This is a genomic window from Fibrobacter sp., from assembly GCF_017545445.1.
GTDB lineage: Bacteria > Fibrobacterota > Fibrobacteria > Fibrobacterales > Fibrobacteraceae > Fibrobacter.
The window spans coordinates 17,493-31,388 of the sequence record NZ_JAFWOM010000062.1; the positions used below are offsets into that span (position 1 = coordinate 17,493).

Consider the following 13,896-nt stretch of genomic DNA (forward strand, 5'->3'; position numbering starts at 1 on the left):
GATGAAGTTGTTTGTGCTAAGAATTATTTGTCTTGCAGTTTCGGTTTTGTTTCCCTTGAAAAAAAAGAAAGTGTTCTTCAAGGCATATCATGGCTTGCGTTATGCGTGCAATCCGAGATTTATTTCGGAAAAATTGCATGAAATGGCGCCGGATTACGAAATTGTATGGAGCTTTAAAGATTCTTCGAAAATAGACGATTTCCCTGGTTATGCAAGAATGGTGAAGTCGGGCGGCCTTAGGGAATGTATTGAAATGTTCACTTCGAAGGTTTGCGTTTTTAATGCGGGTATCATTATCCCGTGTAAACGCAAAGGGCAGTTCTTTTTGGATACGTGGCATGGTGACCGTGCATTTAAAAAAGTCGATGAATCCGCGGATGGAAAAAATACGCTTGCCGATGCATATCGCATCATGGATGTGGTTTTATCTGGCTCGGATTATGCGGACAACGTCTATCATGATGCGATGAAATTTTCAGGTGAAATCTTGCATTGTGGAACGCCTCGCAATGATGTGTTTTTTGGCGATTCCTCGGCTCGTTTGCAAAATGTTCGAAAGAAACTGAACATCGCGGCGGATTGCGTTTTGACGTTTGCTCCGACATTTCGGGGAATTTGCAATGGTGTTGCGGAATTGAATTTCTCGAATCTTCTGGATAAACTTGAAACGAAAACCGGGAAAACGTGGAATGTGCTTGTTCGTCAGCATTACAAGGTGAAGGTGAACGACGGCTGGAATAAGGATTGTCGAATTATCAATGCATCGCGTTATCCTGAAATGCAGGATATTTTGTTAGCTTCGGATATCGTCATATCAGATTATTCTTCGCTTGTCGGGGATTTTGTCTTGCTGAATCGCCCCGTCTTTCTTTATGTTCCAGATTTGGAAGAGTATAAAGCCGGGCGCGGACTTTATTTTGATATTGAGAAAAGCCCGTTTTGGTACGCTCGCACTGAAACAGAATTGTTTGAAAAAATTATTAATGTAGATGAGAATTTGGTAAAGAAAAATTGTAGAGATATTCTTGATTTTTATGGCCATGTTTGCGAAAATGGAAACGCTTCTGAACAAGTGTGCCGCTGGATTTTGAGCAAAGTATGAAAAAGTCCGTATCGTTTGTTTTGCCTGTTTATAATGCGGAAAAATACCTACAGGAATCTGTTGATTCTGTCCTGAAAATCGGCAATCGTCTGGATTGGGAACTCGTTTTGGTTGATGATGGATCGAAGGATTCAAGCCCTTCCATTTGCGATGCGCTTGCCGCTTGTAACGCATGTGTGCGTGTAATGCATGTTGAAAATGGTGGCGTGAGCCGTGCACGGAATTTGGGAATTGCTGCATCGACCAAGGACTTTATCACTTTTATCGATGCGGATGACTGGATTGATGCGGATGCTTTTGTAAAAGCTTTTCTGACATTTGTTAGCCTTGACGCTGAACTGGGATATGTTCCGTTTTTCCGCTTTGAAAACAGCGCTTGTAGGGAAGTTTCTTTGCCTATTGGCGGTGACAAGGTTCTTTCGCCAGAGGAAAAAGAGGATGTGCTCAAAAGGAAACTCGGGGCCGGTCAGGGCTTGAATGGCTTTGTCTGGCGCTGTTTGTTTTCGAGAGCACTTGTTGCCGGGATTGAATTCGATACGTCGCTCAAGTACAATGAGGATGTCCTTTTTTGTCTGGAATCACTTTATAAGGCTCAGAAAGTTGCGGTTGTTCAACAGGCGTACTATTACTATAGGGTAAATCAGGAGCCGCAAGCGGACGACAAAGGAACGTATTCTCTTGAAAATCGCATCGCTGGATGGAATAAGATAAAGGAGTGGGCGCAATCCAATCGTATCGATTTTGAATTTGCTTTGATGCGTAGGCGTTGTCCTATTTATGCAAGGCTCTTTGCCGCCGCTTCCCGCGATAATCCAAGAGGAATTAGGCGCATGAAGGCTTTATGGAAAATTCATTGCGAAATTCCGCATGGAGAGTATAGCCAATGGAAACCTAGTTTCTGGGGAAAATCCTTTGTTCCATACTCGCTATTTTGCCGTTATGGCTTTAGGTTGTTCGGGTTCCTCTATCTCTGCTTCAGATTCTTCTAGGGCCTCTTCATCTTTTGTGTGGTTGATTGCCGCCATACGTGTTCTGGCGAGACAAAAACCTAAAAGAATGTAACCATATACGATGCTGTTTGCCAATGTTCCTGAAAGAATCAGGAATGCGGTGAACGATAATGTTACTAACGCCCCGCACTTGGCATACAAAGTCCTTTTCCTGTGTATCAGGAAGTAGAACTGGAAGTATAAAAGGAATGCGAAGAAACCGCCCAGTCCAAGGAATCCGTAATCTATAAGCCTTCTGAATATGATGGATTCCAATCCGCCAAGGTCTTCGTCGTCGGATCCCCAGGCTTTTCCTTTGGAGCCTTCATCGCCGGCTTCGAAAACGTATTTGGAAGTGTACTGAACCCCGTTACCGTAAATGGGCGATTGCTGGATTGTCAATATGGAGAACAACAGTTGTTCCCTTCGTAAGTCCAGGCTACTCCCGTTGGAATTTTCAAAATGATTGATGGCTAAAGAGATGAGAGTCCCGAACGAAATGATAGTGACACCCGCAAGGAGTATCTTAAGGTAAATGTTGACTTTTGAAAAGATGAATACGGCGGTGACCAATACGGCGCAAATCATTGAGGTTCTGGAACCGCTTACATACATTCCTATAATAAGCGCTACCAGTGTAGCGACTAGCTTATTCTGCGATATGATGTTTTTTTTCCAAATCGATAAATAAAAAGCGAACAATGTTGACAATACCGTTCCCAATGCTGTCGGGTGGACCGTCGTCACTGCGGCGCGAATTCGCCAGGATTCGATGAATACGGCGCCCTTGTCTAGGGATGCAAAGCTCGCGTCGTAGTTGGGATAAGCGGAGCAGATGAGCATATAGGGGATGTTGTACTTGATTGATACTTCGATTACGGCGAATCCGCAAAAAATAATGGTGGGTTTATAGAGTTTTTCGAATATTTCATTTCCTTTGGTATGGGTTCCGGCGATGAATGCCGCAATCAAGTAACCGTACGATTCGCAAAAATCTCTTGCCGCAATGTAAAATGTCTGTGGGTCAAATCCCTCTGTGTTTAGAATCGTTGTCGTTGTGCATGCAATAATTAAAAATAGAGGAATATAAAGGATTCGTTTGTAATTGGTATGATTTTTCCCGATGGCTTGAATGAATTCTATAAAAAGGTATGCGTAGATGAAAGCGTGGTTCGGGGCTACTGTTGGTTTTGCGATAATTGTGCCTGCCATGGGGAAAAGCAATGTCCCTAATGCGAGTGCATAGAATTTCCCTGCTTCGTCACCTTTGCAGATCTTGTAAAGAATGGCTGCAAATAAAAAATAAACAGGCAGGTTTAATGCAAAACTCATATTACAAATCTAAAATTTTGTTGTACTCTTATAGCTTCGGTGGTTGAATGAATTACAGGATAGCGTGTATTGGATTGTAAAACATTTAACGGTCGTTTCTATAGTACAACGCTGATTGTGGGTTAAAATTCCTTAATGGTCTTTAATTTCTTGTTTTATTTCCGTAGTGCTTATACCTTCGGTCCTTGGGAGGTAGATGACTTCGCAGTAATCTTTGAGAAAATCAAATTTACCAGTCCAGTCACTGCCCATCACAAATAAATCGCAATCGTATTTTTGAACATCGTCTTTTTTTTGCTCCCAATTGTCTTCGCGGATGACCTTGGTGACCATGCGGAGCGATTCGACTATTTCTTTGCGGTATTCAAACGGAACGATGCATTTTTTCCCTTTTAGCGCATTGAACTCGTCTGAAGAAACGGCCACGTAAAGTTCCTCTGCCATTTCTGCAATTCTTTTAAGAAGTCGCAAGTGACCAATGTGGAACAGGTCGTAAGTGCCGTAGGTGATCGCTCGCTTGTATTTTTTTCCGTTCATGGAAACAAAAATAAAAAAAAGACATAGCCGAAATGTATTATATTTTTTTTATGCAGAATAAAAAACTTCTTTTCGCTATCATTTTTTGCGCCTTGGCTTTTTTCCAGACGGTCCAGGCAGAACGTATCACTTTCGCTACGTGGAACATTCGCTTTGCGAATGCGGAAGATTCTTTAGCGGGAAATGCTTGGTCTGTTCGCGTCGAAAAGATTGCGGAGATAGTCCGTTTTTACGATTTGGATATTCTGGTGGTTCAAGAACCGGATTCGCAGCAGGTTTTAGATCTCGCTGCTCAATTGCCGGAATACACTTATATCCAAACAGATTCGGTGCAGATTCATCCGATTTATTTTAAGAAGAGTAAATTCAAAGCTGTAAAATCGGGCCAGTTCTGGTATTCGGAAAGTGGCATCCCTTGGGAAAAAGGCTGGGATGCAAGACATTCGCGTTTTTGCTCCTGGGTGAACTTGAGGAGGGGCAATAAGAGATTTTTCGTGTTCAATTCCCATTGGGATCATATTGGCAAGGAATCCCGTAATCAGTCTGCAAGGCTTGCTGTAGAACAGGTGAAAAAAATTGCAGGTCGCAATCGTGTTATTTTTGCGGGAGATTTGAATACGCAAGCAGACAGTAAAGCCATTACGTATGTCAATACTTCGTCTATTCTCAAGGATGCCAAGGAACTTGCGAAAGTAAAGCTTATCCCGTCAGGTTCGTTCAATTCGTTTGACGTCAATGACAAGGCTCAACGCCAGATCGACCATATTTCCGTAACCCCCTCTATACCGATTTATCGGTATGGAATATTGGACCATCGCTATTACGATGGGACGAAGTGGCGCTATCCGTCAGACCATTTCCCGGTCATTATGGATTTTGAGCTAAAATAAAACTTTGACTTTGTCTAGAACTTTTTGTTCTAGGCTTGAAAAGTCGGTGTTCTTGTAGATGTTCTTGGATTTTGCCAAGTGATAATCGGAAAGGAATTCGCGGAGCCTGTATTTGAACAAGCGAAATCCTTTGTGACGGAACCCGAGCTTGCGCCCTTTCCATTCAGTCTTGTTATATACAAACAACCATGCCGATTTTAGCGGGTTGACGCATTCCCTGTGCCAAGGCTTTAGGAATCCGGTATAGTGGATGACACACGGGTTTTTCAAGGCTGTTTGTAAGTCGTCAAAGTGACTTTTGCTTATGAACTGTTTTTCGAATGGTTCTAGAAAATGCTCTTGCAAATTGTAACGGATGGATAATTGCCGCATGCTGCCGCGCAGTACGACGTTGAGGGTGTCTTGGTCGTGGAATAGGCAAATGTCGTGATTTTCAGAAGCGAATTGAACGGATTTGTTCTGAACATCGTTTTTTCGCCACCAGTCGAGATTGATGAGCATGACGCCTGAATTCAGGTATTCGTCTGCATAGTCGAGCGACAGTCTGTTTAAATTGCGGATGTCGTTGCAGCGCATGTCCGGTGCGGCCATTGCAGAAATCCCTTCGAGCTTCATATTCCACAGTTCTTCGATGGAATCGATGCAGATGATGTCTCCGTCGAAGTAAAGAACTTTGCTGATGTTTTGCGGGAGAATGCTTGGGAGCATCAGGCGGAAGTATGCTGCAAGCGAAAGGTGTTCTCCAGGACGAATCGGACAGTCTTTCACGAAGGATTCGTCGATGGTGTAAAAAGTTACGTTTGAACGTTCGCTTCCCTTGTTGCGAATAAGAGCTTCTTGAGAGTCCTTGCTGAGTCCCGCAGTTACGATGTGGTAATGGATGTCGAGCGTTTTATTGGCATGCCCGATGGATGTCATCAGGACTGCTGTCGGCATAACATAATTGTTGTCGGAACAAAGGACTATATCTACCATTGCGAATTCCTTTATGGAACAATCCAGTAACGTTCTTGCTTGTTGCCGCGAACTTTTGACAAGAAAAAGGCGAAGTCGTCTTTTAGGCGCATACGGCGGAATTTTAACCGAGCCCAAAGACCATCGTTGATTTTTTTGGGAGTTTCCGTATAAACGCAATAATTCAGGTTCTGAAGTGGATACTGCCTGTGTATGGCCCATACGGTCCAGAGATGTTCGGCGAGGAATCCGTATATTCTCTTTTGGTACGTATCGTAATTTTCAATGTTGATGAGTTTTTCTGCTTTGAAGAGAATGCCAAAAATCCATTTGCAATAATCGTCAAATTCATTCCAAGGCATGATGAACATGTTGCAGTCATAGAAAAAGTTCTTGCCAAGATAAACTTCATTGAATGTGCTTAGGAATTCTGGGTAATCGTCGCGGACGATATCATGGATGATGCGCAAGTCGGAACTGTTGTGGCAGTGCTCGTAGCTGCCTGCAAGCGATGTCTTGAGGTAAGCTTTGGGCGTTGTGATGATTTTGTTCGATTCGAGGCAAGATTCTACCATCGGCATGTCGAACTTGTATTGCGTAATGTTCTGGACGTCTTTGGGAATACCGTTTCCTGTGACGCGTCTTTCGTTAAATGCGAAAAAGCGTCGATAGTGGTTCAGTCCGATGTATTGCAAGTCGGGATAGAGTTTCTTGATGTTTTTCCAAGCCCAGTAAATTGCGGTCAACTCGCAAAAACTGCGGTTTTTGCTACTGATGTTGTCGCAAGGTTCTCCGTTCAGTTGGTCGTCGCGCTGGAATCCGAGACTGATGTCAGAGAGTGCCGCGCCGACATGTATCGGTAAAAAAACATTGTCTTGAGGTAAGTTGCAAGGCTTGTGGCAACAGACAAGAATCTTTATTTTGGAATCGTCTAGCATGTCGGTAACTTAGAAATTTTCGATGTTCAAGACTTGCTCGATGATAGGAGCCATGTCGTAATACTTGTACTGCGCGAGGCGTCCGCCAAAGATGACGTTTGTCTCTTGGGCGGTGAGCTTGCGGTATTCTTCGGCCAGTTTGTTGTTGCGCTCGTCGTTGACTGGATAATAGGGCTCCATGCCTTCTTTGTACTCGGTGGAGTATTCTTCTGATACGACTGTCTTGGGAACATTATAGACGTCGGCGCCGAACATTTCGAAATGCTTGTGCTCGATGATGCGCGTGTAAGGCTGTTCGTGCGATGTGTAGTTGACGACGGCGTTCCCTTGAAAGTTCGGAATGTTCTCGATACGTGTCTTGAAGCTGACCGTGCGCCAGTCGAGTTTGCCGAGCTTGTAGCCGAAAAATTCGTCGATGGCTCCTGTATAGACAAGCTTGTCTGCAATTTCACGCCAGTTGTCTTTGTATTCTGCAAAGAAATTGATGCCTGTGCGCGTCTCGATACCTTCAAGCAAACCTTCGATAAGTTTGTTGTACCCGCCGATGGGGATTCCCTGGTACTTGTCGTTAAAGTAATTGTTGTCGAATACGAAACGTACCGGGAGGCGCTTAATGATGAACGAAGGCAAGTCCTTGCAACTGCGGCCCCATTGCTTTTCGGTGTATTGCTGGATGAGTGTGTTGAAGATGTCCTTACCGACAAGCGTGAGCGCCTGTTCTTCGAGGTTTGCTGGCTCGCGGCCTTTCAATGCGGCGATGGCTTCGGCCTTTTGCTCCTCGATTTTCGCGTGAGCCTCTGCCGGAGTTGTAACGCCCCACATCTGGTAGAACGTGTTCATGTTGAACGGCAGATTGTAAAGTTTGCCCTTGTAATTTGCGACAGGGCTGTTCGTGTAGCGATTGAATTCAACGATGGAATTCACGAAATCCCATACCTGCTTATTGCTCGTATGGAAAATATGCGCTCCGTATTTGTGGACGTTGATTCCCTCGATGTTCTCGCAATAGACGTTTCCACCAAGGTGAGCTCGCTTGTCGATGACCAGACATTTTTTGCCGGCTTGTGTTGCCCGGTAAGCGAAAGTCGCTCCGAAAAGGCCCGAGCCTACGATGAGGTAGTCGAAATGAACCATGCGATTACGCCTTGTCCGAAATTTTTTTACGATAAAGTTTTTTGAGGAATGTCTTTGGGGCGAGAGTCATGCCTTTGAAAAAATAGTAGATTTTTGTTTTCAGGTTGACGTAATCCCAGGCATTTACAAATGTTCCGCAGATGGCTCGGCTGAGGAGTCGTTGATCAATTTTGGGAAAATTGCGCTTGAGTTCCATGAGGTGCGCTGGATATTCCTTTATGCGTTGTATTTGCTTGGACTTGTCCCAAGTGACGCCGCCCGGTTGCCTGCGGTAGGCAGACATCTTTTTGTTGATGCAGCGGACTTTTCCCATGTGGGCGCTTTTTTCGACAAGGAAAATGTCGCCGTTCATGATATTGAGGGGATTTTTGATGGGATAATCTCTTACTTTGCGCAGATAGACCATGGAGGCGGTCGGAACGGTCCATTTTTCGAAGAGTTCCGTAGCTGTGTATTCGCGGTCTTCCATGGGGGGATAAACAGAATCGACCGCCTCTACACCGGGCTCGTTCTTGATTTCGGCGTCGTGGAACGTCATGGTGTAATCGGGATGGCTTTCAAGAAAATCTATTTGCGTTTGCAGTTTGTGCGGATCGATCCAGTAGTCATCTCCTTCGCACATGCCTACGTATTTTCTCGTAGTGAGCGAGTCCATTATTTTGGTAAACGAGCCGTCGTTTTTGGACCATTGATTTTCGGTTTCTATGTAGGGCTTGATAATTTTGGGATATTTGGCGGCGTATTCGCGAATGATATCGCCAGTTCTGTCGCGGGAGGCATCGTCATGGGCGATGACTTCAAAAGGAAAATCGGTTTCTTGAATCAAGAATCCTTCGAGGCATTGGGCGATGAACTTTTCTTGATTGAACGCCGTGCAACGGATGCAGACGAGCGGTTCGGCATTTTTCGGCCATTTGGCCATGATTTCATCTTGGGTTCTTAACAGCATTTTTTTTCCGGATATCTGAATTGCCAAATATATTTATATGAGTGGAAATAGTCAATGTACATCATGGACTATGGGCGGTGTGTCCGTTATTTTTCTAGATTTGGCGTGAAGATTGATTCGAATAAGGTTTAGCATGGCAAAGACTGTTTATCTAGGAATGATTGGTGATATCATGCACCCGGGCCTCATCAATATTATCAATGAGGGCGCCAAGTACGGTGACGTGATGATTGGGCTTTTTACGGACAAGGCGATTGCGACGCATAAGCGTCTCCCGTATTTGAATTACGAGCAGCGCAAGAATGTCATCGAGAATATCAAGGGCGTGTCGAAGATTGTTCCGCAAGATGAATGGAGCTATGTCGAAAACCTGAAGAAGTACAAGCCGGATTATATCATCCACGGCGATGACTGGCTTTACGGCCCGGATAAGTATATCCGCGACGAAGTTTTCAAGGTGATGGAAGCCCAAGGCGGAAAAGTCATCGAAATCCCTTATACAAAGGGCATCACTTCAGCCGGACTTAAGAAAGAAATGGACAGCCTCGGCACGACTCCGCAGGCGAGGCTTTCTTCGCTTCGCCGTTTGATTGCGGCGAAGCCGATTGTCCGTATTTTGGAATCGCACAACGGTCTTACCGGCCTTATCGCAGAACACACGAGTGTTGAAGTCAATGGTTGCGTCCGCGAGTTCGACGGCATGTGGTCTTCTTCCCTTACCGATTCTACCAGCAAGGGCAAGCCGGATATCGAGGCCGTCGATCTCACGACCCGCCTGCACGATTTGAACGATACGCTTGAAGTGACGACCAAGCCGGTCATTTTCGACGGCGACACGGGCGGAAAGGTGGAACATTTCGGTTTCACGGTCCGCACGCTTGAACGCCTCGGCATTTCGGCGGTCATCATCGAGGACAAGGTGGGCCTCAAGCAGAACTCGCTTTTTGGAACCGACGCCGTCCAGACGCAAGATACCATCGAAGGCTTCTGCACCAAGATCCGCGCGGGCAAGGAAGCCCAGATCACGAACGACTTCATGGTGATTTCCCGCTGCGAATCGCTTATTGCGGGCAAGTCTGTAGATGACGCTCTGGAACGCTGCCATGCCTACGTGGCTGCCGGTACCGACGGCATCATGATCCATTCCAAGGACAAGAGCGGCGAGGACATCAAGGAATTCTGCAGGCGCTTCCGCGAAAAGGATGCGCACACTCCGATTGTCGCCGTGCCTACGACCTACAACCAGTTCACCGAAGAGGAATTGGCGACCTGGGGTATCAACATCGTCATCTATGCAAACCACATGCTGCGTTCTGCATACCCTGCTATGGTGAAGTGCGCTGAATCTATCCTCACGCACAGCCGTAGCCTGGAAGCCTCCAACGACTACTGCATGCCCATCAAGCAGATTTTGAACCTCATTCCCGGAACGATGAAGAAGTAACGGTATTTTACCTATGATCAGTCCGAAGTTTTTTATCGACACGCTCGGCTCCTACGGCATTGACTTTTTTGCCGGAGTCCCCGATTCCTTGCTCAAGAACATTTGTGCCTACATCGCCGACAACAAGGATGCCAAGCATAACGTGATTGCCGCGAACGAAGGTGCCGCCGTGGGCCTTGCCGCAGGCTATCACCTCGCTACAGGAAAGATTGGCGTTGTCTATATGCAGAATTCCGGCGAAGGCAACATCATCAATCCGCTTGCATCGCTTACGGACAAGGAAGTCTACAACATTCCGGTGCTGCTCCTCATTGGTTGGCGCGGGCGCCCGGGCGTTCACGACGAACCGCAGCACGTGAAGCAGGGCAAGGTGACGACCGGCATCCTCAACACGATGGGCGTGAATTACGACGTACTCTGCAAAGAAGAGGACAAGGCCGCGAAGCAGATTGCGAAGGCCGTCAAGACGATGAAGGAAACGGGCGAGGTTTATGCGCTTGTCATCGAGAAGGACACCTTCGAGGATTACAAGCTCCAGAGCGTCGAGAAAAACGACCTCACGATGAGCCGCGAAGAAGCTATCCAGACTGTGGCTGCTGCGCTCGGGCCAAAGGATGTCATTGTCTCTACCACGGGCATGATTAGCCGCGAACTTTTTGAATACCGCGCCCAGAAGGGTGAAGGTCACGAGCGCGACTTTTTGACGGTGGGCTCCATGGGACACGCCTCGCAGATTGCACTCGGCATCGCGATGGAAAAGGATGATCGCAAGGTCTGGTGTTTCGACGGCGACGGCGCGACTATCATGCACATGGGCTCCATGGCGATTGTCGCAAGCAAGTCTCCCACAAACTACGTTCACGTGGTACTCAACAACGGTGCGCATGATTCCGTGGGCGGCCAGCCGACGGTTGGACTCAAGATTGATATTCCTGCTGTGGCTCGCGCCGTGGGTTACAAGGATGCCCTGACCGCTGATAGCAAGGAATCGCTTGCTGATGCATTGGGCAAGTTGCGTAGTATCGAAGGCCCCGTGCTTCTCGAAGTCAAGGTAAAGAAGGGCAACCGCAAGGATCTGGGCCGCCCGACCACCACGCCTATCGAGAACAAGAACGCTCTTATGGAGTTCCTGAGGAAATAAAAATGCGACTCGCCCTGCTGTCGGACATCCATGCGAACGTGACGGCATTGAATGCGGTGCTCGAAGAAGTCGAACGTCGCCATGTTGACAAGTTCGTGTTGCTGGGAGACCTTGTCAATTACGGCATGCGCCCGAACGAAATCGTGGACATGATTCGCAGTATGGACGACAAGTTTGTTGCGAAGATTTGGGGAAACCACGAGAAGGCGGTCATGGACAATGACACGACCCGTTTCGCGACAGACCGCGGGCGCGCCATCCTCCACTATACGCAAAAGCACCTTTCGCAGGAGTCCATCGACTTTATCAATAACAAGATGAATTGCGATGGCACTTGTTCCTTGGAAATCGACGGCAAGAAGTTCCTGCTGGTGCATGGCATTATGGGCGACCCGTATTGGGGCAAGTTTACACCTGTGGAACTCACTCGCGAAGAATATGCAGAGTACGATTTCGTACTGACGGCGCATTCCCATGTGTGCCATTACTTCGAGGTGCTTTTCAAGGCCGATTCCCCGAGCACGAGGAACAAGAAAAAAACGGTTTTTATCAACCCGGGTTCCGTAGGGCAGCCGCGCAACATCAATCCCTGCGCGCAGTTCGGGATTCTCAATACCGAGACGACGGAATACGAGCATGTATGCGTCCCGTACGATATCGTGGCGGAACAGGAACTTTATACGGACGAGGTAGATGTATTCTACAAGGATCGTCTGACTTTAGGAATTTAAACAGAGGCTTAACATGAAGAAAAATCTGTATGTCATAAGTGGTGCCACCGGCATGACCGGCAGTGAACTTTCGCACCAGCTGCTGAAAGAAGAAAACATCGTTGTCGGTTTCGACAACTTCTTTGCCAGTTCCATCGACACGGTGAAGGACTTGGTCGGTCGCGATGACTTTATCTTTTTTGAATACGACATCAACAATGCCGAACACATGGCCGCTGTCGCCGACAAGGTAAAGAGCCTCAAGGGTTCGTATTCCGGTCGCCTGATATTTATCAACTGCGCCGCAGTGGTCCACACCAAGCATTTCTACGAAGTGGAACACACGTTCCAGACGAACGTCATCTCGATGAAGACTTTCCTCGAAATGGCCATTGAACTTGGTGCAGATACTTACATCAACTGCTCAACTTCTGAAGTATATTCCATGCAGTCGTGGAACGCAAACGGTGGTGTTCGCGAATCGGACTTCTTGGTCATGGCAACGGCGGAACACAGCCAGCGCACGAGCTATGCTGTCGGCAAGCTCCTTACGGAATTCTTCATGAAGGATGCTGTCGATAAGGGTAAAATCAAGGGTTGCTCCATCCGCTTTGCGAACGTCTATAGCAAACACGAACGCTTTGCCGACCACATTATTCCGCACATCATCAACAACCTCCTCGAAAAGCCCGAAGTCACGTTGCTCGAGAATTCGAAGGTCAACAAGCGCACGTTCCTCCACAATATCGACAGTTGCCGTGCTGTGATGGAATTGATTGAATCGCCTGAAGCTCTCGACGGTACTGTGTATAACGTCGCGACTGACGAGGAAATCTCCATTGTGGATTTGACCAAGCTTATTGCGAAGAAGATGGGCATGGACGACGTGAAAATCAAGTTTGAAGGTTATCGCAAGTCCGACCCGGAACGTCGATTGCTCAATACCGACAAGATCCGTACGCGTACGCACTGGAAGCCGGTCGTTACGCTTGACGAAGGCCTCGAAATGTGTGTAAGGAGTATTGAAAGATGAAATACCTGATTATTACTGTTGCCGGAACGGCAACCCGCTTTAACAGGGATACCGAAAAGGAAACCCTGAAGTGCCTCTATTACAAGAATTCCCTGAAGTTTACACTGTTGTACCAGATTATGAAAAATTGCGGTGAATACGACAAGTACATCATCGTGGGAGGCTATCTCTATTCCGCTCTCGAAGAGTATGTGAAAGGAAACCTCCAAGCCTACGGTGATAGGATTGAACTTGTCTATAACGAGCATTTCAATGACTATGGTTCGGGTTACAGTCTGTACAAGGGCATCGAAGCCGTGAAGGAACCGGGCGATGTCACCTTCGTCGAAGGCGACTTGTTCTTCTTGAAGGAAAGTTTCAAGCCGGTTTACGATAGCGAAAAGAACGTGCTCACGATCAATCGCGAACCCATCTATTCGAACAAGGCCGTGGTACTTTACGTATCGACGGATGGCCGTCCGCATTACTTGTACGACACGAACCATTCCTCGCTCACGATTCCGGAGCCGTTCCTCGCCGTGTTCAATTCTGCGCAGATGTGGAAATTCCAGTCGGCAGAAAAACTGCACGAGGCTGTCGCTTCCCTGACCGAAAAGCAACTTCAGGGAACGAACCTCGAAATTATTCAGGCGTATTTCAACAAGCTTACCCGTGAAGAATATGACGTGGTCACGTTTGATACCTGGTATAACTGTAACACTGTTGCGGACTACAACATTGTCCGTGAACTTATGGAGTAAGAT

Annotated in this window: 14 protein-coding genes; 8 read left to right on the plus strand and 6 right to left on the minus strand. The window is 46.9% G+C overall.

Annotated features, from left to right (window positions below; all coding sequences use genetic code 11):
- The first annotated feature begins 1 nt into the window (after position 1).
- Positions 2-1,102: a CDP-glycerol glycerophosphotransferase family protein gene (locus tag IKG78_RS06710; RefSeq protein WP_290941400.1), complete on the plus strand. Its 1,101-nt coding sequence runs from the start codon at positions 2-4 to the stop codon at positions 1,100-1,102.
- Positions 1,099-2,091 (plus strand): glycosyltransferase family 2 protein, encoded by a 993-nt coding sequence (locus IKG78_RS06715; protein ID WP_290941320.1) that lies wholly within the window; start codon positions 1,099-1,101, stop codon positions 2,089-2,091. The genes IKG78_RS06710 and IKG78_RS06715 overlap by 4 nt, the downstream gene beginning before the upstream one ends.
- On the opposite strand, the gene IKG78_RS06720 is transcribed toward IKG78_RS06715, so the two are convergent.
- Positions 2,029-3,423 (minus strand): hypothetical protein, encoded by a 1,395-nt coding sequence (locus IKG78_RS06720; protein WP_290941323.1) that lies wholly within the window; start codon positions 3,421-3,423, stop codon positions 2,029-2,031. The two genes, IKG78_RS06715 and IKG78_RS06720, sit on opposite strands and share 63 nt — an antisense overlap.
- 132 nt (positions 3,424-3,555) lie before the next feature.
- Complete coding sequence (locus tag IKG78_RS06725; protein WP_290941326.1) at positions 3,556-3,960, minus strand: adenylyltransferase/cytidyltransferase family protein; 405 nt, start codon at positions 3,958-3,960, stop codon at positions 3,556-3,558.
- 50 nt (positions 3,961-4,010) lie between these two features.
- Here IKG78_RS06725 and IKG78_RS06730 point away from each other — a divergent pair, with 50 nt between their 5' ends.
- A complete protein-coding gene (locus IKG78_RS06730; protein WP_290941329.1) occupies positions 4,011-4,850 on the plus strand; it encodes an endonuclease/exonuclease/phosphatase family protein in 840 nt (279 codons plus the stop codon).
- On the opposite strand, the gene IKG78_RS06735 is transcribed toward IKG78_RS06730, so the two are convergent.
- Genes IKG78_RS06735 through IKG78_RS06750 form a run of 4 tightly spaced genes read right to left on the minus strand, consistent with a single transcriptional unit; the run spans position 4,842 to position 8,825 of the window.
- Complete coding sequence (locus IKG78_RS06735) at positions 4,842-5,825, minus strand: glycosyltransferase family 8 protein (RefSeq protein WP_290941332.1); 984 nt, start codon at positions 5,823-5,825, stop codon at positions 4,842-4,844. The genes IKG78_RS06730 and IKG78_RS06735 overlap by 9 nt on opposite strands.
- A gap of 11 nt (positions 5,826-5,836) precedes the next feature.
- Entirely contained in the window at positions 5,837-6,742 is a 906-nt protein-coding gene (locus IKG78_RS06740) for a DUF4422 domain-containing protein (protein ID WP_290941334.1), read from the minus strand.
- Between the two features lie 9 nt (positions 6,743-6,751).
- Complete coding sequence (gene glf / locus IKG78_RS06745) at positions 6,752-7,876, minus strand: UDP-galactopyranose mutase (protein ID WP_290941337.1); 1,125 nt, start codon at positions 7,874-7,876, stop codon at positions 6,752-6,754.
- Positions 7,877-7,880: 4 nt separating this feature from the next.
- Positions 7,881-8,825 carry a glycosyltransferase gene (locus IKG78_RS06750; protein ID WP_290941340.1) on the minus strand — a complete coding sequence of 315 codons (945 nt, stop codon included), beginning with the start codon at positions 8,823-8,825 and terminating at the stop codon, positions 7,881-7,883.
- A 133-nt stretch (positions 8,826-8,958) separates the two neighbouring features.
- Here IKG78_RS06750 and aepX point away from each other — a divergent pair, with 133 nt between their 5' ends.
- From aepX to IKG78_RS06775, 5 genes are read left to right on the plus strand one after another with little or no spacing between them, the layout of a single operon-like run.
- The gene (aepX, locus tag IKG78_RS06755; RefSeq protein ID WP_290941343.1) at positions 8,959-10,269 is read left to right on the plus strand and encodes a phosphoenolpyruvate mutase; all 1,311 of its coding nucleotides are present in this window, start codon (positions 8,959-8,961) and stop codon (positions 10,267-10,269) included.
- 13 nt (positions 10,270-10,282) lie between these two features.
- Entirely contained in the window at positions 10,283-11,410 is a 1,128-nt protein-coding gene (gene aepY / locus IKG78_RS06760; RefSeq protein ID WP_290941346.1) for a phosphonopyruvate decarboxylase, read from the plus strand.
- Positions 11,411-11,412: 2 nt separating this feature from the next.
- Positions 11,413-12,141 (plus strand): metallophosphoesterase family protein, encoded by a 729-nt coding sequence (locus IKG78_RS06765; protein ID WP_290941349.1) that lies wholly within the window; start codon positions 11,413-11,415, stop codon positions 12,139-12,141.
- Positions 12,142-12,154: 13 nt separating this feature from the next.
- Positions 12,155-13,153 (plus strand): NAD(P)-dependent oxidoreductase, encoded by a 999-nt coding sequence (locus tag IKG78_RS06770; protein ID WP_290941352.1) that lies wholly within the window; start codon positions 12,155-12,157, stop codon positions 13,151-13,153.
- The gene (locus IKG78_RS06775; protein ID WP_290941355.1) at positions 13,150-13,893 is read left to right on the plus strand and encodes a DUF6564 domain-containing protein; all 744 of its coding nucleotides are present in this window, start codon (positions 13,150-13,152) and stop codon (positions 13,891-13,893) included. Before IKG78_RS06770 ends, IKG78_RS06775 begins: the two co-directional genes overlap by 4 nt.
- Positions 13,894-13,896 lie beyond the last annotated feature (3 nt).